At 47.9% G+C, this 18,562-nt stretch carries 24 protein-coding genes; 20 read left to right on the top strand and 4 right to left on the bottom strand.

Annotated elements, in window-relative coordinates:
- Positions 1-5 precede the first annotated feature (5 nt).
- From E0496_RS32155 to E0496_RS32140, 4 genes are all read left to right on the top strand, one after another.
- The gene (locus E0496_RS32155; protein WP_241675068.1) at positions 6-1,043 is read left to right on the top strand and encodes a metal ABC transporter solute-binding protein, Zn/Mn family; all 1,038 of its coding nucleotides are present in this window, start codon (positions 6-8) and stop codon (positions 1,041-1,043) included.
- Between the two features lie 62 nt (positions 1,044-1,105).
- Positions 1,106-1,930 (top strand): metal ABC transporter ATP-binding protein, encoded by an 825-nt coding sequence (locus tag E0496_RS32150; protein ID WP_139994461.1) that lies wholly within the window; start codon positions 1,106-1,108, stop codon positions 1,928-1,930.
- The gene (locus E0496_RS32145; protein WP_141506027.1) at positions 1,914-2,723 is read left to right on the top strand and encodes a metal ABC transporter permease; all 810 of its coding nucleotides are present in this window, start codon (positions 1,914-1,916) and stop codon (positions 2,721-2,723) included. Before E0496_RS32150 ends, E0496_RS32145 begins: the two co-directional genes overlap by 17 nt.
- Positions 2,724-2,744: 21 nt before the next feature.
- Complete coding sequence (locus E0496_RS32140) at positions 2,745-3,458, top strand: cytochrome c biogenesis CcdA family protein (protein ID WP_141506026.1); 714 nt, start codon at positions 2,745-2,747, stop codon at positions 3,456-3,458.
- A 15-nt stretch (positions 3,459-3,473) separates the two neighbouring features.
- Here E0496_RS32140 and splB read toward each other — a convergent pair whose 3' ends face one another.
- Complete coding sequence (splB, locus tag E0496_RS32135; protein WP_141506025.1) at positions 3,474-4,541, bottom strand: spore photoproduct lyase; 1,068 nt, start codon at positions 4,539-4,541, stop codon at positions 3,474-3,476.
- Between the two features lie 211 nt (positions 4,542-4,752).
- Between splB and mntR the strand changes: the two genes are divergently transcribed.
- Positions 4,753-5,175, top strand: a complete 423-nt coding sequence (gene mntR, locus E0496_RS32130) for a transcriptional regulator MntR (RefSeq protein WP_141506024.1) — start codon at positions 4,753-4,755, stop codon at positions 5,173-5,175.
- A gap of 73 nt (positions 5,176-5,248) precedes the next feature.
- Here mntR and E0496_RS32125 read toward each other — a convergent pair whose 3' ends face one another.
- On the bottom strand, positions 5,249-5,566 hold the full coding sequence (locus E0496_RS32125) for a hypothetical protein (protein WP_141506023.1): 318 nt from the start codon (positions 5,564-5,566) through the stop codon (positions 5,249-5,251).
- A gap of 39 nt (positions 5,567-5,605) precedes the next feature.
- Complete coding sequence (locus E0496_RS32120) at positions 5,606-6,568, bottom strand: DUF1385 domain-containing protein (RefSeq protein ID WP_141506022.1); 963 nt, start codon at positions 6,566-6,568, stop codon at positions 5,606-5,608.
- A gap of 214 nt (positions 6,569-6,782) precedes the next feature.
- On the opposite strand from E0496_RS32120, the gene E0496_RS32115 reads away from it, so the two are divergent.
- The 5 genes from E0496_RS32115 to E0496_RS32095 all read left to right on the top strand — a co-directional run bounded on the left by E0496_RS32115 (position 6,783) and on the right by E0496_RS32095 (position 10,887).
- The gene (locus tag E0496_RS32115) at positions 6,783-7,286 is read left to right on the top strand and encodes a YqhR family membrane protein (RefSeq protein ID WP_141506021.1); all 504 of its coding nucleotides are present in this window, start codon (positions 6,783-6,785) and stop codon (positions 7,284-7,286) included.
- 89 nt (positions 7,287-7,375) lie between these two features.
- A complete protein-coding gene (gene aroQ / locus E0496_RS32110; RefSeq protein ID WP_141506020.1) occupies positions 7,376-7,816 on the top strand; it encodes a type II 3-dehydroquinate dehydratase in 441 nt (146 codons plus the stop codon).
- Between the two features lie 26 nt (positions 7,817-7,842).
- The gene (locus tag E0496_RS32105) at positions 7,843-8,916 is read left to right on the top strand and encodes a M24 family metallopeptidase (protein ID WP_141506019.1); all 1,074 of its coding nucleotides are present in this window, start codon (positions 7,843-7,845) and stop codon (positions 8,914-8,916) included.
- 28 nt (positions 8,917-8,944) lie between these two features.
- Positions 8,945-9,502, top strand: coding sequence for an elongation factor P (gene efp, locus E0496_RS32100; protein ID WP_141506018.1), 558 nt, complete (start codon positions 8,945-8,947; stop codon positions 9,500-9,502).
- A 131-nt stretch (positions 9,503-9,633) separates the two neighbouring features.
- The gene (locus E0496_RS32095; protein WP_141506017.1) at positions 9,634-10,887 is read left to right on the top strand and encodes an aspartate kinase; all 1,254 of its coding nucleotides are present in this window, start codon (positions 9,634-9,636) and stop codon (positions 10,885-10,887) included.
- 141 nt (positions 10,888-11,028) lie between these two features.
- Here the strand turns inward: E0496_RS32095 and E0496_RS32090 are convergent, their stop codons facing one another.
- Positions 11,029-11,739, bottom strand: coding sequence for a 2-phosphosulfolactate phosphatase (locus E0496_RS32090; protein ID WP_141506016.1), 711 nt, complete (start codon positions 11,737-11,739; stop codon positions 11,029-11,031).
- Between the two features lie 135 nt (positions 11,740-11,874).
- Here E0496_RS32090 and E0496_RS32085 point away from each other — a divergent pair, with 135 nt between their 5' ends.
- The 10 genes from E0496_RS32085 (at position 11,875) to accB (ending at position 18,536) form a co-directional block, all read left to right on the top strand.
- The gene (locus tag E0496_RS32085) at positions 11,875-12,141 is read left to right on the top strand and encodes a YqhV family protein (protein WP_139994485.1); all 267 of its coding nucleotides are present in this window, start codon (positions 11,875-11,877) and stop codon (positions 12,139-12,141) included.
- A 103-nt stretch (positions 12,142-12,244) separates the two neighbouring features.
- Complete coding sequence (gene spoIIIAA, locus E0496_RS32080) at positions 12,245-13,294, top strand: stage III sporulation protein AA (RefSeq protein ID WP_141506015.1); 1,050 nt, start codon at positions 12,245-12,247, stop codon at positions 13,292-13,294.
- Positions 13,291-13,809, top strand: coding sequence for a stage III sporulation protein SpoIIIAB (gene spoIIIAB, locus E0496_RS32075; protein WP_141506014.1), 519 nt, complete (start codon positions 13,291-13,293; stop codon positions 13,807-13,809). The genes spoIIIAA and spoIIIAB overlap by 4 nt, the downstream gene beginning before the upstream one ends.
- Positions 13,810-13,824: 15 nt before the next feature.
- Positions 13,825-14,028, top strand: a complete 204-nt coding sequence (gene spoIIIAC / locus E0496_RS32070) for a stage III sporulation protein AC (protein WP_141506013.1) — start codon at positions 13,825-13,827, stop codon at positions 14,026-14,028.
- A gap of 40 nt (positions 14,029-14,068) precedes the next feature.
- Positions 14,069-14,464 (top strand): stage III sporulation protein AD, encoded by a 396-nt coding sequence (spoIIIAD, locus tag E0496_RS32065; RefSeq protein WP_139994493.1) that lies wholly within the window; start codon positions 14,069-14,071, stop codon positions 14,462-14,464.
- A 5-nt stretch (positions 14,465-14,469) separates the two neighbouring features.
- Positions 14,470-15,714 (top strand): stage III sporulation protein AE, encoded by a 1,245-nt coding sequence (gene spoIIIAE / locus E0496_RS32060; RefSeq protein WP_241675067.1) that lies wholly within the window; start codon positions 14,470-14,472, stop codon positions 15,712-15,714.
- A 29-nt stretch (positions 15,715-15,743) separates the two neighbouring features.
- A complete protein-coding gene (spoIIIAF, locus tag E0496_RS32055; protein ID WP_206669928.1) occupies positions 15,744-16,487 on the top strand; it encodes a stage III sporulation protein AF in 744 nt (247 codons plus the stop codon).
- Positions 16,488-16,518: 31 nt separating this feature from the next.
- Complete coding sequence (gene spoIIIAG / locus E0496_RS32050; protein ID WP_141506010.1) at positions 16,519-17,151, top strand: stage III sporulation protein AG; 633 nt, start codon at positions 16,519-16,521, stop codon at positions 17,149-17,151.
- A 33-nt stretch (positions 17,152-17,184) separates the two neighbouring features.
- Positions 17,185-17,802 (top strand): SpoIIIAH-like family protein, encoded by a 618-nt coding sequence (locus E0496_RS32045; protein WP_141506009.1) that lies wholly within the window; start codon positions 17,185-17,187, stop codon positions 17,800-17,802.
- Between the two features lie 242 nt (positions 17,803-18,044).
- Entirely contained in the window at positions 18,045-18,536 is a 492-nt protein-coding gene (gene accB / locus E0496_RS32040; protein ID WP_141506008.1) for an acetyl-CoA carboxylase biotin carboxyl carrier protein, read from the top strand.
- Positions 18,537-18,562: the final 26 nt, after the last annotated feature.

Raw genomic sequence — 18,562 nt, 5'->3', positions numbered from 1 at the left:
TCAAAATGAAAGATTCGAAATCATCGAAACGCTTGATCGCACTCAGTCTGCTGCTTACCGCTATGCTCATATTTGCGGCAGCCTGTGGAAATAACAAGAATGATGCTGCATCCCCGAGCAATAGCGCGGAGCCATCCAGTAACGGGGTTAACCAACAGGTTAGCGTAGTGACGAGCTTTTATCCTCTGTATTTCCTTGCTTCTGAAATAGGCGGCGAGCATGTTAAGGCTGTTAATCTTGTTGCTGCGGGCGTTGAACCGCATGACTGGACACCGAAGAGCCGTGACTTGGATACAGCTTCCAAAGCACAGTTGTTCCTATATCATGGCGCAGGGCTTGAAGGCTGGGTAGATGGTTTTCTAAAAGGGTTGTCGAAGGACAGCACGGTCATCACAAAAGAAATCAGTGATGGCATTGCCTTGATCGAAGGTACGGAAGATGAGCACGAGGATGAGCATGCAGACGATCATGAGCATGAAGATGAACATGCTGATGAGGAAGCACATGACCATGACCACGGTGGGTTGGACCCGCATACATGGGTCAGCCCAAAATCCGCATTGAAGTTAGCTGAAAATGTTAAAAACAGCCTAATTGAAGTGGATAGTGCCAATCAGGCAGATTACGAGAAAAACTATGAAGCTTTAAAATTGAAAATAGAGGCGATAGATGCAGACTATACGGCCAAGCTATCCCAAACGACGAATAAAAATATTGTAACTTCCCATCAAGCTTTCGGATATCTCGCTCGCGATTATGGACTGAAGCAAATCTCGATCATGGGACTTAGCCCAGATGCAGAGCCGCGTGCTCAAGATTTATTGAATATCGCAAAATATGTGAAAGCCAATGGAGTCAAATATATTTTCTTCGAAGAGCTGGTCTCCGACCAATTGGCTAAGACGCTTGCGAGCGAAGCAGACGTAGAGACGATGGTACTTAATCCGCTTGAAGGATTGACGCCATCACAGGAAAAAGAAGGCGAGACTTACTTAAGCTTAATGGAGCGGAACTTGCAAAATCTTGTGCAAGCATTACAATAGAACAAAAGGCAAACTGGCGGAGCTGATAGATGCAGCTCCGTATTGCTGTGAGGAGAGAAATGATGGCACAATCAAATCGAATAACGAATGCCGACGCTAGCTGCCACCAAGAGGTTATCTCCTTGGAGGATGTCTCTTTTTCTTTTCAACAGCAAACTGTTATTTCGAATCTCAGCTTTGCGGTGAAGGAACGGGACTTTATTGGCTTGATCGGAACGAATGGAGCAGGGAAAACGACACTGCTGCGAATGATTGTTGGCTTGTTGAAGCCTACGAGCGGAACGATCCGTTTGTTCGGCGAGAAAGTAGACCGCTTTAAGCAATGGGAGCGCATCGGATACGTTCCGCAAAAAAATTCGCTGAACCCCCTGTTTCCTGCTACGGTTAGGGAAGTGGTATTGTCCGGATTATACGGACGTAACAAGCTGTTTAAGAAAATGAATAAAGCGGACCATAAGAAATGCGAGGATGCGCTTCATGCGATGGGTATCGATGATCTGAAGGACAAGCGAATCGGGCAGCTGTCCGGCGGTCAGCAGCAGCGTGTCTTTCTGGCAAGAGCGTTGATAAACAACCCTTCGCTGCTTATTTTGGATGAGCCGACAGTCGGGATCGACACGGAGACGCAGGAAAGCTTTTTTCATATGATCAAACATATGCATCAGCATCATAATATTACGTTTTTAATGGTGTCACACGATCTGGATATGATTCGCTCTTATCTTGGACAAGAGCCTGCAGCAGGGAACGGGAAGCTGAAGTTTCATATCAAGCACTCGCATGAAACGCAGGATTGCGTAGAAAATGACTTGGCCCACAGCTTGAAAGGGCTAAGGGAGCAAATGGAAAGCAGGAAAGAGGTTGTTTTGATTGGAGATCGTAACTAGCGAATTTTTTCAACGGGCCCTGATTGGCGGTTTGCTTATCGGCGTAACCGCTCCGCTAATGGGCTTATTTCTTGTGCTTCGCCGGTTATCCATGATTGGAGATACGTTATCCCATGTCTCCATTGCCGGTGTTGCGCTTGGTTTTTTAATCGGGGTTTACCCGATCGCAGTTGGCTTGCTGTTTGCCATTGCAGCGTCCTTTGCAATTGAGAAGCTCCGCAAAGCGTACAAATCGTACGCTGAGTTGTCCATCGCGATTATCATGTCGGGTGGCGTTGCGCTTGCCTCGCTTTTATTTACGATGGGGAAGGGCTTTAACAGCAATGTAAACAGCTATCTGTTCGGAAGCATCTACACCCTTAACGATACGGATCTATATGTCATCGGCGGAGTAACCATTATTGTGCTGTTAGCCATTTGGCTGCAAGTAAAGGAGCTATTCTTAATTACGTTTGACGAGGATGCAGCGGCAGTCAGCGGCTTGCCCGTAAAATTTTATAATGTTATGATAAGCGTGCTTACTGCACTGATTATTAGCGTATCTATTAAAATTGTCGGCGCACTGCTAGTGTCGGCGTTGCTTACGATACCTGCTGCTTGCAGCTTGATTATTGCCCGCAGTTTCCGCCAGAGCGTCATTACCGTTGTCATTATCGGAGAACTGGCCGTTATTGCCGGGTTGCTGATCGCGGGCGTGTGGAATCTTGCGCCGGGCGGTACCATCGTATTGCTGCTCATAGCTGTTCTGCTGATGCTGTTAGTATTTAAGCGCGGTGTACGCACAGGAAGTTGATTGGGATTGGAGTGGGGATAGTTGTCGGATATTAACATTTGGCTCGCTCTTGGCGCCGGTTTTGCATCGTTTATTTCTCCTTGCTGTTTACCGCTATATCCTTCCTATTTATCCTACATAACGGGCATATCGGTAGCGGATCTCAAGGAAAATACGAATGCCAAACAAAAACGTATGCGAACGATGTCGCATACGCTGTTTTTTATTTTAGGATTTTGTACCGTTTATTATGCGTTAGGCTACGGTACGAACGTATTTGCTGAATTTTTCAGTGAATACCGGCAGTTGATTAGACAGCTTTCAGCCATTTTAATCATTCTGATGGGTCTTTTTCTGATCGGATTGTTCCAACCCCAGCTGCTGATGAAGGAAAGAAGAATGAACCTGATTCCGAAGAAAGCAAGCTATCTCAGTTCTTTCATATTCGGAATCGGCTTCTCGGCTGGTTGGACGCCATGCATGGGGCCAGCGTTAACTGCGATTCTAGGCTTGGCTGCGACTGAACCGGGCACTTGGTTTCAGTTGACATCGGCTTATGCTCTTGGATTTGCTATTCCTTTTTTTGTACTTGCCTTTTTCCTTGGTACTGCAAGATGGATATTGAAATATTCTTCTTCCGTCATGAAGATCGGCGGAGCCGTTATGATTTTAATGGGCGTATTGTTATTCACTGACCAAATGACAAAAATAACCATCTGGCTCAATATGATTACTCCGGAATGGCTTGCTTTCTAAAGCAGTACGGCAGGATTAAGTGAAATATTCGATTTTTGCTTCTGGAAAATGTTCGAAAATGCGCTCCGATATAAACATGCGGAGCGCATTTGCTTGTTCATCGGGATAAACATATTTCCCTTGTCCCCATCGGCCCCATTTGTATTTGCGTTTCTGGATGTCCATTTCAAGCTTTGTCTTTGGATAACGCTTTTCAATGACGGATTTTGCGGTCTTCGTAAAACGATGCTGGATCAACTCAAAGGTCAAATCTTTGATTACGTCGGCAGGGAGTGCTGCTGCAAGTGATGAAATGAGCTCGCCATAGCCTTCCTCCCAGCCTTCATGCCATATAATTGGGGCTATGATGAAGCCCATGGGAAAACCCGCTCTTGCCACCTTGGCGGCCGCCTCGATGCGTTGCTCGAATTTAGATGTGGCAGGCTCAAAGTGCTTGATCACATATTTACTGTTGACGCTGAAACGGATTCTTGTGTGCCCATTATGCTCCGCATCAAGAAACGAATCGACATGATGAAATTTGGTCACAAAGCGCAGTCGGCCAAGCTCCTGTTTCCCAAAAAATTCAATGAGTTCCCGCAGGCTTCCCGAGATCGGCTCAAGCCCGACAGGATCGGAAGTACAAGCTGCCTCGAAGCGGGTGATTTCGGGTTTTCTTTCGTCAATGTAGCCTTGAGCGGCTTCCAAAATATCATCCATATTAACGTAAACTCGAATGTAAGGCTTAGCTCCTAGGGTTGTTTGCAAATAACAATAATGGCAGTGTGCCATGCATCCGGTAGCGATTGGAATGGCGTATTCTGCTGACGGCTTGGAGGTATCAAATTTTAAGGTTTTACGAATGCCGACAACGAGCGTGCGCTTGGCAATTTTGTATTGCTCAAGTTCAGTGTCGCCTGGCAGATTCGTGATGCGGTTATGCGAGGTGGTCATTCGGTAGGGGATGCCTTCCTTCTTTACCCATTCGAAAATGCGCTTTCCTTTTGGATAATCCAGCGCGGATGGTTCAAAATAAACAAGCTCGGGAACGAAGGACAGGGTGGAGCGGTCCGCTTTCGGACGATCAATGGTCACAGTGCTCATCAGTCATTCCTCCTGTTGATCAATCAATTACAATTGCACTTTATTGTGTGGAGAATAAGGGGTTCTCAAACTGGTAAGTTCAAGCGCTGCATACAACATGCAAACCGGTACAGGAATGAGAACAGGTTGCAGTGAACGCAGCGAACAGTGTATGATACATAGAGTAACGCCTGTGAAACAAGGTGAAGAAGTATGGTTAGGGGGTTCTTCAGTGCCGACACCGAGCATGGAAGACTACTTGGAAAGAATTTATAAGCTCATTGATGAAAAAGGATATGCGCGAGTCTCGGACATCGCAGAAGGGTTGGAAGTACATCCCTCCTCCGTCACCAAAATGATTCAAAAGCTGGACAAAGATAATTATTTGATCTACGAGAAGTATCGCGGGCTTGTCCTGACCAATAAAGGCAAGAAAATGGGGAAAAGATTAGTTGACCGCCATCAATTGCTGGAATCGTTCTTAACGACCATTGGCGTACAAGACGAAAATATTTATCAGGATGTTGAAGGAATTGAACATCATCTGAGCTGGGATTCCATTACTTGTATTGAAACGCTGGTCGAATATTTCCGTCGCGACTCTCAAAGAATGGACGAGCTTCGTGCCGTTCGGGCTGATATGGACAGTGAGTAATACATAAGGGGCGTATGGAAACAACAAAAAGAAGGTCAGCGGCAATTTGCCGCTGACCTTCTTTTTGTTTCATTTAGTGATATTTAGGGAGATCGTCATCTTCCTTGCCGCCTTCAATGACTCGAAACGGCACGGTTTTGGAGCGAGGTTTTTTGGCCTTGACTTTGGAAGCGGTTGTGCGGCTTTGAGTCACATGGGTCCGACCTTGCTGCGAGCGGTTGCCCGTTATGAAGGAAGGCGGATATTTATATAGCAGGAATATACCGCCAAGGACCGCAATTGGAATAATAAATGCGAGCGGGCTTCGAATGATACTGTATACGAGACCAATCGCCAGCAATGCCAATAATGTAATTGACCATACATTCCATTTGCTTGGTGTTCTGCTCATGGTAATACCGCCTTTCTATATCATTCTGATTTTCTGTCTTTATTTCATCTGGCGATCGAGCTCTAGCATGCGATTGAACGATGCGATAGATACAGCGACCTGTTCATCGCGCGGTTCTTTAGTTGTGAGCAGTTGAAGCCATAGTCCTGGAAAACCGAGATAACGAAGCACAGGAACTTCTCTCAGAGCGTTTGTCCAGCGCAGAACCTCATAAGAAATGCCCAATACAACGGGAAGAAGCAAGATGCGGATATACACCCGTTCCCAGATGGAATCCCATGTAAAGAAAGGAAGCGAGTAGATTACGACGCCGACGATTACGGTAAATACGATAAAGCTGGAGCCGCAACGGTAATGCAACCGGCTGTACTTTTGAACATTGCGTACCGTAAGGTCCTCGCCAGCTTCATAAGCGCTTATCACCTTGTGCTCAGCACCATGATATTGGAACAGCCGCTTAATCAACGGTGTCATGGAGATAAAATATAAATAAGCGAGCAGCAATATGATTTTGATAAGTCCTTCTAATAAATTATGACCGACTTTGTTTTCAAATACCCCGGAGAACAATAATTCTTCGAGAGCAGCCGGCGCGGCTGTAAAGATGAGCTTTCCGAAAACAAACGATAATACACCTGCAACCGCAACGCCTACTAGCATGCTGAGGCTCCAGCCTGATTTTTTCTCTTCTTTTAATTTGGCAGCCTGTTCAGCTTTGACGGGGTCTTGCTCCTCGCCAGCTTCATCTTCGGCATAGGCTTCCATTGAAAAATTTAAGTGCTGGGAGCCTTTGGCACTAGACTCAAGTATGCCTACTACTCCTCGAACGAGCGGAATTTTCTTCAGGGCTTGAACCCAGCGCTTGCTAGTACGTGGTACCTCATAAAAAACAATTTCATCATTCTTGCGTCGAACCGCAGTTACGTTAACGTGTTTGCCAGCAAACATTACGCCTTCAATAACCGCTTGTCCACCATATATGCTTCGGGAGTCTTGCGGCAAGTGCTTGTCACCTTCCTTGATTGGAATATCGTCTTGGTTTATCCGACGTTTGTACCTTTAACTTTGTAAGTCTATTGTACTTGATCTATAGTCCAATTGCCAACGTTACCATCCGTGCTTGTTATGCCAGCAGTTAGCTGGGCGTGGTTACGGATTGCTTTTCTTTGACATACTAAGCATGACAAAAAAGTAGTTCTGAATGGAGGCTGTCCGCATGGCAAAACAAAACAAGAAATCCGACTATGAGGATCATCATACGAACCCGTGGCTTTTCTCCACTAAGATAGGTTTTTTTGCAGGCCTGATTTGGGGAATTATCCGTTGGATGTTCTACGAAATGAAATTTACGAGTGTGCTGCCCGGCTTTGCCGCTGACCCTTTCTTTAAGGCTGCTTTTCTAAAAACGGGATGGGGAGAGGTGCTTGGCATCGGTTTTTTTGTCATCTTCTCTATTATTGCGGCACTGCTCTACAAAGTAATACTGGGACGATTGCGAGGTCCATGGCCTGGCGTGGTGTACGGAGCAGTATGGTGGGCCATTCTGTTCGCTGCCGTCGGACCTTTAATGGGCCTGATGCAGCCGGTAACGAAAGCGGGCTGGAATACACTGTTTACGGAGCTGTGCGTGTTTTTGTTATGGGGTGTATTTATCGGCTATTCGATCGCATTCGAGTTCACGGATGAGGCTTCCAGAGAACCAATTAAAGTACTGTCATGAGTTCTGCTTCTCAAGCGGCGGGCATTTGTGGTAAAATGGCTAATGATCTTTGAACCTATAATGGATTCGGTTGCTTGGGAGGTGCATTCATGCACAAAATTATGGTTTTAAACGGACCGAACCTAAACATGCTTGGTATTCGTGAGCCTGGCGTTTACGGAAGCGATACACTTGCGACGATCGAAGCAAACCTGCTTGCAAAAGCTGAGGAGTTAGGCGTAGAAGTGTCTTTTTTTCAAACGAATCACGAGGGTGAAATGATTGATCGAATACATAGCGTATATGGCAAGGTAGACGGTATCGTCATTAATCCTGGCGCATGGACGCACTACAGCTATGCGCTGCGTGATGCTCTCAGCACCATCGGGCTGCCTGTTATCGAGGTGCACATGTCTAACATCCACAAGCGGGAAGCGTTTCGACATGTCTCTGTTATTGCTGCGATTGCGGTCGGACAGATCGCAGGCTTTGGTTCACACAGCTATGAACTCGGTCTAACAGCGCTCGTGCATTATTTGCAAAAATCGTAATCAAAAGAAGAAAGGGTGAAGCGATTATGCCAAACGCTAGAGTAAAGCGACTTCGTCAACTGATGGAAGAACATCGCTTTGAAGCGATATTAATTGGAAGCGAGCACAACCGGCGCTACATAAGCGGCTTCACAGGCTCTTCAGGCATGGTGCTCATTACGCACAGCGAAAGCTATCTGCTTACAGATTTTCGCTATCGCACACAAGCCCCGCAGCAGGCGAGCGGCTTCCACATCGTTGAGCACGGGCCTAACCCGCTTGTGGATGTGCTTGAGCTTCTTGATCAGAGCAAGCTGACCAAGCTGGCTTTCGAGCAGGATCATGTTGTTTACAGTGAGTTTACCGCGTGGTCCAAAACGTTGAACGGGATTACGCTTGAGCCTGCTTCTGGTCTTGTAGAGAAGCTGCGTATTATTAAAGATGAAGCTGAGCTGCAAATTATGCAGGAAGCTGCAGATCTTGCAGACCATACCTTCAAGCATATTTTGAACGTTATCCGCCCGGGTGTGCGCGAATCGGATATTGCTCTTGAGATGGAAGTGTATATGCGCAGTCACGGCGCAACTTCATCGTCCTTCGATACCATCGTAGCTTCCGGTGAGCGTTCCGCTTTGCCGCATGGGGTTGCCAGTGACCGGATTATCGGCAATAATGAGTTTGTTAAACTTGACTTTGGCGCCTATTATAACGGGTATTGTTCTGATTTGACACGAACCATCGTTGTCGGGACTCCAACGGCCAAGCATTTGGAAATCTACAATATCGTGCTTGAAGCGCAACTGCATGCACTTGCGCATATCAAGCCTGGCATGACAGGCCGCGAAGCGGATGCCCTGACTCGTGACATCATCACGAAATACGGATATGGCGACCTGTTCGGCCATGGTACTGGACACGGACTTGGCATGGAAATTCATGAAGCGCCAAGATTGTCAAAGCTAAGCGAAACGATTTTAACCCCCGGCATGACGGTTACGGTTGAACCCGGCATTTACGTACCAGGCTTTGGCGGCGTGCGCATTGAGGATGACATCGTTATTACGGAAACCGGTATTAAAATATTAACCTCATCTCCGAAGGACTTGATCACTCTGGGGTAAGGACTATTCATTCAGGAGGGAATCAGCAATGATTTCAGTAAACGATTTTAAGACAGGCTTAACCGTACAAGTAGATACCGATATTTACACCGTTCTTGACTTCCAGCACGTTAAGCCTGGCAAAGGCGCGGCTTTCGTTCGCTCCAAGCTGAAAAACCTTCGCAACGGCAACGTTGTTGAGAAAACATTCCGTGCAGGCGAGAGCATTGGCCGCGCCATTATCGAAAACCGTGAGGTGCAATACCTTTATAATTCCGGATCGGAATACACGTTCATGGATAATGAAACGTTTGACCAGTTCAACCTGGAGAAGAAGCAGCTGGAGTGGGAGCTTAACTTCCTGAAAGAAAACATGAACGTAAACATCTCGAGCTACCAAGGTGAAATTCTTGGTATTCAAATGCAAAACAGCGTTGAGCTTAAAGTTGTTGAAACAGAGCCGGGCGTAAAAGGAAATACAGCGCAAGGCGCAACGAAAACAGCTAAGGTAGAAACAGGCCTTAATGTACAAGTTCCACTTTTCATTAACGAAGGCGACGTGTTGCTGGTCGATACTCGCGAAGGTAAATACATCTCGCGCGCTTAGCAGCAGCCTGTTTAACCGTCCGATGCAACTCGGGCGGTTATTTTTTTTGCAATCGGATATACCCATAGGAGCATTCGCTGTGATATAATATTGACTTGTATGTATATGTCAGGGTTGGGAGTGAATCAGCTTTGTCGTTGATAGTGATGAAGTTTGGCGGCAGCTCCGTAGGATCGCCGGAGCGGATGCAGCGTGTAGCGAAGCGAATAATTGACAGGCAGCAAGAGGGCAACGACATTGTTGTTGTTGTTTCTGCCATGGGAGATACGACTGACGATTTAATCGATCAGTCCAAACAGCTGAATCCAAATCCGCCGGCGCGCGAGATGGATATGCTATTGACTGTTGGGGAGCAAATATCGATAGCGCTGTTATCGATGACCGTTCACCAGCTTGGAGGAAAGGCTGTTTCGTTTACTGGATGGCAAGCAGGCATCCGTACGGAAGCGGTTCATAGCAAGGCTAAGATGACTAATATTCATCCTAAGCGCGTCTTTACAGCGCTGGAGCAGGGCAATGTTGCGATTATCGCAGGCTTCCAAGGAATGACTGAGGATGGAGAGATTACGACACTCGGTCGCGGCGGGTCCGACACGACAGCGGTTGCCATGGCAGCAGCAATGAAGGCGGACGTGTGCGAAATCTATACGGATGTGGATGGGATTTATTCAACCGATCCGCGCGTAGTGAAAAATGCACGCAAGCTGAATGAAATCTCATATGATGAAATGCTTGAGCTTGCCAATTTGGGAGCGGCTGTATTGCATCCGCGTGCCGTGGAATACGCCAAACATAACAATGTGAAGCTTGTTGTGCGCTCGAGCTTTACCCAAAATGAAGGAACAAGTGTGAAGGAGGAAGCGGTCATGGAGCAAGGCGTGGTCGTTCGCGGCATCGCGTTTGACAAAAATGTAGCAAGAATCAGCATTATGGGTGTAGAGGATGTTCCGGGAGTGCTAGCCCATGTGTTCGGCGCATTGGCGAGCAACGGCATTGATGTCGATATTATCGTTCAAAGCGGTGTGCAAGACGGGAAAGCCGACTTCTCCTTCACGCTCTCGGGCGATGATAAGGATAAAGCAATTTCGGTTATCGAAGGCATCCGCAGTACGGTTCCTTATCGTGAGACGACATCTGAATCCGATCTTGTTAAGGTATCCATTGTTGGAGCAGGCATGGTCAGCAATCCAGGTGTTGCAGCGAAAATGTTCGAAACGATCTCTTCCATTGGCGTCAGCATCAAGATGGTCAGCACTTCGGAAATCAAGTGCTCTTGCGTTATCGTCGCTGAGCCTTTGAATGATGTCGTGCGTGCGCTTCATACGGCATATGGCCTAGATACAGCTGAGCAAGCTTTTGTAGGCGGTCCACAAGATCGTCGTTAATTGAAACAGATATAGAAAAGAAGGCATGCCCTGCAATCTGCAGAGCATGCCTTCTTTTTGTTTTGATGAGCAAAATGGCTAGAATGATCTACTCTCGAAGCGTTAAAAACGCAAATGGGCAGTTTAAGTTATATCGTTTTGTTAATTACGTGTTAACTGGTCACCATTTAATCTTGGCACATCTTGGTAGATGTCGATAGAAGAACAGGCCTCGATGTCTTTGCGCAAACCGAGCTTTAATAACTTTCTCCCCGTAATGCCATTCATCATTGTTTCTCTTATCTGTGTCGAACGATTTCGGTATAAACCTAGCATAGCAGAACCAAAGTCATCCATTTCAACTGCTACTGGACAAAGTATATGAAGCTTCTCCAGCACAAATCCCGCACACAGGCCATCCTCTATCGCAAATTCGTCATGACTGCCTGCGCATAGGATCACCACATCCCGTCGCAGCTCAACGGCTGCCCGTGCGCAAGCCTCCGCATTTAATAGAGAAGCGGTCAGGACATGGTCGGCTCGCATCGACTTGTGAATAGCCCGTGTGCCATTCGTCGTCGTCAGAATGATTCTTTTGCCAGCTACGACCTGTTCGGTATACTCCTCTGGGGAATTCCCAAGATCAAAACCTGCGATTTTTCGGCAGAACCTCTCGCCGCCTAGCAAGTCCCCTGCGCGTTGAAGCGCTCTTGCCTCCATCACCGTTTCAGCCGGAACGACACATAACGCCCCCGAAGCGATAGCCGTAACAATCGTGCTTGTTGCACGCAGGACATCGATAATAATCGCTGTTTTATGATGAAATTTTGCGGTGCTGGCTTCATTCACACTGGAGATCACCTGTACTTGCATGTTCGTTATTCCGCCCTTCCCTTGCCCAATACTTTACTATATGCGCTTATTCCTGGGCTGGTGTCCGGCATGAAAGGCAGACAAGCATGCATATGTTAAAAGAACATTCCTAATGTGAAGGGAGGTCATCTCGTTATGCTGAACAAAATTGTACTTACCATGGCGTCGCTGCGGTTGACATCGGGCACGATCGAAATTTGCGCCGCGCTGCTCATGCTCAGGTTGAACCAAATCGACAAAGCGCTTGTTGTCAACTCGTCTCTTGCACTAGTAGGGCCGCTAATCTTGATTGCTACGACGACGGTTGGTCTTGTCGGTCTTTCAGACAAGCTGTCGCCGTCCAAATTTCTATGGGTAGGAGCGGGGGTCATCTGTTTGATGATTGGTATTTTGAAAAAATAATAGATTGCGACTCTATCAATAAATGAGCAGGGTTGTCATATTTTCGCTTGGGCTGCATACAAATAAGAACTACGTAGGACAAACATCCGGGAGTGATGAACGCATGCTGGCAAGAGTGGCGCATTTACTGCCTTTGGAGCTGAAGACGCTGCTGGAGCGCCTTCCTGAATCGATGCAGGAGCAGTTGGAGGAAATTCGGATTCGCGAGGGAAGACCGCTGGAAATCGGTTTTCGTGGACAATCCCGATTTATGATGATGGACGGCTCGCTGAGGCAAGCTGCCGACGGAGCATACAAACCTTCGGCAGACACATGCCGCAAGCTGCTAGAGCGCATTACCAACTATTCTTTGTACGCGATGGAGGAGGAGCTGCGAAGAGGGTTTATTACCGTTTCGGGAGGTCATCGCATTGGACTGGCTGGCCGCACGATTCTTGATGGCGGGGTAGTTCGAGGCATTCGTGACATTGGTGCCTTCAATATCCGCGTTGCAAGAGAGGTAATCGGCGCAAGCGCGCATTTACTGCCCAAGCTGATTGACCGAACGAGAAAAACGCTTCACTCTACACTCATTCTTGCTCCGCCTCAGCAAGGGAAAACGACTCTTATTCGGGATATTGCAAGGTCGGTCAGCTACGGCCTCTGGCCGTCGCTGGAGAGCAGCGGTTGGCAGGGAAGGAAAGTGGGGATTGTCGATGAAAGATCTGAAATTGCTGCATGCGTCCGCGGCATCCCTACCTTTGATGTGGGACCACGAACAGATGTCATGGATGCTTGTCCGAAAGCGGAAGGGATGATGATGCTGGTGCGTTCCATGTCGCCTGAAGTGCTGATTGCTGACGAGATCGGCAGACCTGAGGATGCCGAAGCGATTCGGGAGGCAAGCCACGCGGGAATCAGCATCGTCGCAACGGCGCATGCCTATGATCTCCAGGATGCCAGAGGCAGGCCCGTGCTTCAAAAATTGCTTGATGAAGGGGCATTCAAGTATGTCGTTGAACTGAGGCGGACTGAGCAGGGCATTATGCACCGGGTGGTACCAGCTGAATCGGTTATTGGACGGGCTTCTTCACGAGAGGCATCTGCCTTGCAGCGCTTAGCGTCAGAATCGGTACATGCCCTCGCAGGGCGGCATCGAGCTGATGATCCGTGATCAAGATGCTCGGCGCTGTTTTGGTTTTGTTCGCAGGCACGATGATCGGCTTTCAGCAGGCGGCCAAATTCGCAGAGCGCCCAAGGCAGCTGCGGCAGCTCGCTCACGCACTACAACGGCTGGAAACAGAGATCGGCTTTGGACACACGCCGCTGCCTGAAGCGCTGGAGAGAACCGCATCCGCAACGCCGGAACCACTGGCTTCGATTTTTCGAAAGGCGGCAAACGGCATTTGGGAAACGGAAAGCTTGAGCTTCAGCGATAGCTGGGAACAAGCCATTAATGATCAATGGGAATTGACATCCATGCGAAAAAACGAGCAGGCAGTGCTTATTCGGCTGGGCTCTACGCTGGGAATTAGCGATAAAGAAGACCAAATGAAACATATCCATCTAGCATTGTTGCAATTGAAGGCAGAGGAGGACGCAGCGAGAGACGATCAGGGGCGTTACGAGAAAATGTGGAAAAGTCTCGGGATATTGATCGCTGTGCTGGTCGTCATTTTGATGTTGTAGTGGGGTGCCGCACAAATGAGCATGGATGTGAGCGCCATTTTCCAAATTGCCGGAATCGGAATTGTTATCGCAATGATACATTCGGTACTGAAGCAAATGGGCAAGGAAGATATGGCGCATTGGGTTACGCTTATCGGTTTTGTTGTCGTGCTGTTTATGGTGGTTCGGCTCTTGAATGAGTTGTTCCAGGAAATTAAAACCATTTTTTTGTTTCAATAGACGTCAGAAGTTAGGCGCTGAGGCAAGCAGGTGAACCGGAATGGAAATGATTCAAATCGTCGGACTTGGCTTAATGGCAACTGTTCTTATCCTGGTCGTTCGAGAGCAGAAGCCGATGTTCGCATTTTTGCTGGCTGCTTTTACGGGGATATTCATCTTCCTGTATTTGATTGGCAAAATCGAGATCGTCATCACGGTTCTTGAGGATCTGGCTAACCGCTCAGGCATCCCGTCCATCTACTTGAAGACGATTCTGAAAATAATCGGGATTGCGTACATTGCGGAGTTTGGCGCGCAAATCGTCAGGGATGCAGGGCAAGAGGGCATCGCTTCAAAAATCGAATTTGCCGGCAAAGTGTTTATACTCGTCATGGCCGTTCCCATTATAAGCGTGATCGTCGAGACGGTAATCGGACTGCTGCCGGATGGGAGCTGATGCTCATGATAAAGCTCACTCCTGCACGAGAGAGGGCGAAACTGTTGCTGTTCATCCTCGTGTCGGCGATATTGTTCGCTTTCGTACCGAATATCGGTTATGCCATAAGCGGTGAAGGCACGGGAGGGGCCCCGGATCGTCAGCAAGCGGAGGAGCTATCCAAGGAGCTTGCGATGGAACAGCTAGGCGGACTGGAGACGGGGGCGGTCGAGAACTACTGGAACAAGCTTCGAAACGATTATGGCGGCTATTTCCCAGAGCAGAAGATTCCGAGCTTTATGGAAATGATTTTGCCAGGCGGCGAAGGTTTAAAGTTCACGGACATGCTTCAAGGGCTTTTTCGTTACTTATGGCATGAGGTGCTTTATAACGGGAAGCTGCTAGTTACGATTGTGATGCTGACGGTGTTCAGTATGGTGCTTGAAACGTTGCAAAATGCCTTTGAGCGTAATGCGGTAAGCAAGGTGGCCTATTCCATTACCTACATGGTGCTGATCATAATTGCGGTAAACAGCTTCCATGTTGCGATGGGCTATGCGAAAGGAGCCATTGAAAGCATGATTCAGTTCATGCTGGCGATGGTGCCGCTGCTGCTGACGCTTCTTGCGTCCATGGGAAACGTCGTGACCGTATCGGTGCTGCATCCCTTGATTATTTTTATGATTCATGCGGTGGGTACGCTTATCTATACACTTGTATTTCCATTATTGTTTTTCTCTGCTGTGCTGCATATCACAAGCGCGTTATCCGAGAAATTCAAGGTTACACAGCTAGCTAATCTACTTCGCAATATCGGCGTAGGAGTGCTAGGCGTTCTGCTCACGGCTTTTCTCGGGGTCATTTCTGTCCAAGGCGCTACGGGTGCCGTAACAGATGGAGTCACGCTGAGGACCGCTAAGTTCGTAACTGGCAATTTCGTTCCCGTTGTGGGAAGAATGTTCTCGGACGCTGCGGATACCGTAATTTCTGCTTCGATGCTCGCCAAAAACGCAATAGGCTTGGCAGGCGTAATTATCCTACTATTCATCAGCGCGTTCCCTGCAATCAAAATATTGACGTTGGCGCTTATCTACAACATCGCTGCCGCGGTTATGCAGCCGCTTGGAGATTCGCCGATTGTAGCCTGTCTGGAGACAATTGGCAAGACCATGATCTATGTGTTTGCGGCACTCGCTGCCGTTAGTCTTATGTTTTTTCTTGCAGTAACGATTATTTTGACTGCAGGAAATGCGGCAATGATGGTTAGGTAAGGGGGGAGACGGAAGCTGTGGTTGCTTGGTTGAGCGATTGGTTGAGAGATATTATCGCAATCATTTTGCTGGCGGTGTTCGTTGAGCTGCTGCTCCCGAACAAGGCGATGCAGCGTTACGCACGGCTCGTTGTTGGTTTGTTCATCCTGCTCACGATCCTGTCTCCTATATTAAAGCTGATACAGAGTGATATCGGAGCAAAGCTTGATGAAGGAATGAAGCAGTGGAGCAAGACAGCTATGTCGAGTGACGTGCAGATGACCGGATTGAATCAGATTACAAAAAATGCCGAAGCCATAAGCGATAAGCGGGAGCTAGAAGCAGCAAAGCTGACTGAACGTACGCTAGAGGCAGCGATCCGCGAGGAGTTGATTCAAAGCACCAAGGCTACCGTAAATGAAGTGGATGCGGTTCTGAAGTGGGTCACCATATCGGGCAGACCAACGCCTTACATCAGCCAAGTTACAGTGACTCTTGCATCGGTTCAAGACCAGGCGAATGCTATCGGAAATGGAAATGCGGTAGAGAGTGTCCAGCCGGTGATTGTTCAAATCGAGATCGAGCCTTCGGCTAATGATGCTTCTGCACCTGAAAGAGGGGAGGCTTCAAGGGGGGCTGAGGAGGAGAGTAAGGTGGAACGCGAGGGTGGGAAATGGACCGAGACCGATCCGGCCACAGCTGGAGCCATCCGTAAAGCGATAACCAGAGGCTGGGGTGTCGAATCGGAACAAATCAGAGTACGACAGCCGGCACAGCAGCCGGTGAATAAATGAATGTCGTGGAATGGAGAGGAGGTAAGGCGCGGTGGCCAAATGGCTGGAAGGCATAGAATCAGCGGTTGGCGGCGGTCCCAGCGGTCCGAAGCGAGTACGGACGCTGCGAATTCTGCTCATCGTTGGGGGGATTGGCGCGGCGCTAATGATTATGAATTCATTTTTAACCTATAAGCAAGTGGAACCTTCGGTGCAGGATCCGAATCCCCCGCCTCAGACAGAAGAGGCATGGAACCATTCGGATTCAGTAACAGGCTCTTTATTTGCCGCCATTGAACATCCGTTAGAGACAAGGCTGAAAGAGATTTTAGAAAAAATTGTAGGAGTCGGAAGCGTGGACGTGCTCGTAACCGTTGATTCTACTGAAGAAGTTGTTGTAGAGCGAAATATGCAGGAATCGCAGCAGGTTACCGACGAGAACGATCCGAACGGAGGCAGGAGGCACATTACTTCCATAACCAAAGACGGACAGGTCGTCCTGTACGAAGTTTCGGGAGATCAGAAGCCAATCGTGACCAAAACGATTAATCCGCATATCCGCGGCATTCTAATTGTCGCTAAGGGGGCAGAAAATGCCACAGTCAGACGTCTTATTGTCAATGCAGTCGAGAAGGGGATTAGCGTGCCAGTTAATCGGATATCCGTTGTGCCAAGCAAGCAATAAAATTCAAATTGAAACGTTGGGGAGGGTGTTCTCATGAACACGAAAAGACAAACAGTATGGCTTGTATCAATGCTTAGCTTGATGGTGGTATTATCGGCTTATTATTTATTTACACAGGATGTGGAATCGCCAGATGTGCTGACTGACGGCTCTCAAACGGAGCAGGCGGCACAAAACGCGACGGAAGCAGCAGCTAAGGATGATGGACTGGTCGTTAACGAAGTAGGAAAACCAGTTGACGGTGCTGTACTCAGTGAGGCAGACCAGAAGGCTTTGGATCTGATTGAAGAGCAAGGGCTAGCGGCAGGAGGCGTGTTCAGCGAGCTGCTCGCGAAGCGGGAGATTAAGAATACAGAGGAAGAAAATCGTATCTATGCAGCGATCAACGAAACAACAAAAAAACCGGAAGAAGCTTCTGCAGCTGTCGCTGAGCTAAGTTTGCTTGAGGAAAAAAACTCCAAGCTGACTGGCATGGAATCTGAGCTTCTGAAGCAATTTAAGGATGTTGTAATCGACGAACAAAATGATAAGTTCGATGTGGTCGTCTCAACCGAGAAGCTTGAGAAAAAACAGGCAGCGGATATTATCAAATTGGTGATGAGCACAATGGATGTAGGAGCGGATCAAGTATCTGTTCGGTATATCCCTTAAGAGAAAAAACCTTGAATGCAGCGGAAAGGCCCTGCTTCCACCAGCTTGTCAGCCGGTGGAAGCAGGGCCTTTTTTTGTGATGCCGGCAACTCTTGTTCAAAAAATGATTCGTGTTCAGCCTTGTTTATGATATAATGTTAAACGTTATGTGAAAGAATTGTTTAGATTGGAATGGAAACCTTCTATAGTCACAAGCTATGGAGGCAATTTTGCTATCGCAAATTTAAGGAGTGAAAATATTCATGTTCAAATTGAGCGAGATCAAAGAGTTGATCAAATTGGTTGATCAAACCTCCGTTCATGAGCTGGAAATCGAAAACGAAGGGACTCGCCTGCTCATCCGCAAGCCTGGCAAAACAGAAGTGGTGAATGTGCAAGCGGCTCCAATTACGCATACATACGCGACTGCCCCTGTACAAACTCAACCAGCTTACCCAACTGCAGCGCCGCAAGTTGCGCAAGAAACAGTGCCAGCAAGCCCTTCAACGGATCATTTGCACCAAATCGTCTCACCTATGGTAGGTACATTCTACAGTTCACCTACACCGGAAGCCTCAGCTTTTGTTAAAGTTGGAGACCGTGTAAATGACAAGAGCGTCGTTTGCATTCTTGAAGCCATGAAGCTGATGAACGAGCTCGAAGCTGAGGTTCGCGGAGAAATCGTGGAAATTTTGGTTTCCAACGGCCAACTGGTGGAGTATGGCCAGCCGTTGTTCCTCGTCAAACCTGAATAAGTAGTGAGTTAACGTCCGAACAGGGA

Source organism: Paenibacillus luteus (genome assembly GCF_006542765.1).
GTDB lineage: Bacteria > Bacillota > Bacilli > Paenibacillales > Paenibacillaceae > Pristimantibacillus > Pristimantibacillus luteus.
The sequence above is the reverse complement of the archived record's forward strand: the minus strand, read 5'-3'. Positions and strand labels throughout refer to the sequence as shown.

Coding starts and splice junctions, on each gene's coding strand:
- E0496_RS32155 (WP_241675068.1), top strand. CDS start 6: ATGAAAGATTCGAAATCATCGAAACGCTTGATCGCACTCAGTCTGCTG.
- E0496_RS32150 (WP_139994461.1), top strand. CDS start 1,106: ATGGCACAATCAAATCGAATAACGAATGCCGACGCTAGCTGCCACCAA.
- splB (WP_141506025.1), bottom strand. CDS start 4,541: ATGAGCACTGTGACCATTGATCGTCCGAAAGCGGACCGCTCCACCCTG.
- E0496_RS32125 (WP_141506023.1), bottom strand. CDS start 5,566: ATGAGCAGAACACCAAGCAAATGGAATGTATGGTCAATTACATTATTG.
- E0496_RS32115 (WP_141506021.1), top strand. CDS start 6,783: ATGGCAAAACAAAACAAGAAATCCGACTATGAGGATCATCATACGAAC.
- aroQ (WP_141506020.1), top strand. CDS start 7,376: ATGCACAAAATTATGGTTTTAAACGGACCGAACCTAAACATGCTTGGT.
- E0496_RS32105 (WP_141506019.1), top strand. CDS start 7,843: ATGCCAAACGCTAGAGTAAAGCGACTTCGTCAACTGATGGAAGAACAT.
- efp (WP_141506018.1), top strand. CDS start 8,945: ATGATTTCAGTAAACGATTTTAAGACAGGCTTAACCGTACAAGTAGAT.
- E0496_RS32090 (WP_141506016.1), bottom strand. CDS start 11,739: ATGCAAGTACAGGTGATCTCCAGTGTGAATGAAGCCAGCACCGCAAAA.
- E0496_RS32085 (WP_139994485.1), top strand. CDS start 11,875: ATGCTGAACAAAATTGTACTTACCATGGCGTCGCTGCGGTTGACATCG.
- spoIIIAA (WP_141506015.1), top strand. CDS start 12,245: ATGCTGGCAAGAGTGGCGCATTTACTGCCTTTGGAGCTGAAGACGCTG.
- spoIIIAC (WP_141506013.1), top strand. CDS start 13,825: ATGAGCATGGATGTGAGCGCCATTTTCCAAATTGCCGGAATCGGAATT.
- spoIIIAD (WP_139994493.1), top strand. CDS start 14,069: ATGGAAATGATTCAAATCGTCGGACTTGGCTTAATGGCAACTGTTCTT.
- spoIIIAE (WP_241675067.1), top strand. CDS start 14,470: ATGATAAAGCTCACTCCTGCACGAGAGAGGGCGAAACTGTTGCTGTTC.
- E0496_RS32045 (WP_141506009.1), top strand. CDS start 17,185: ATGAACACGAAAAGACAAACAGTATGGCTTGTATCAATGCTTAGCTTG.
- accB (WP_141506008.1), top strand. CDS start 18,045: ATGTTCAAATTGAGCGAGATCAAAGAGTTGATCAAATTGGTTGATCAA.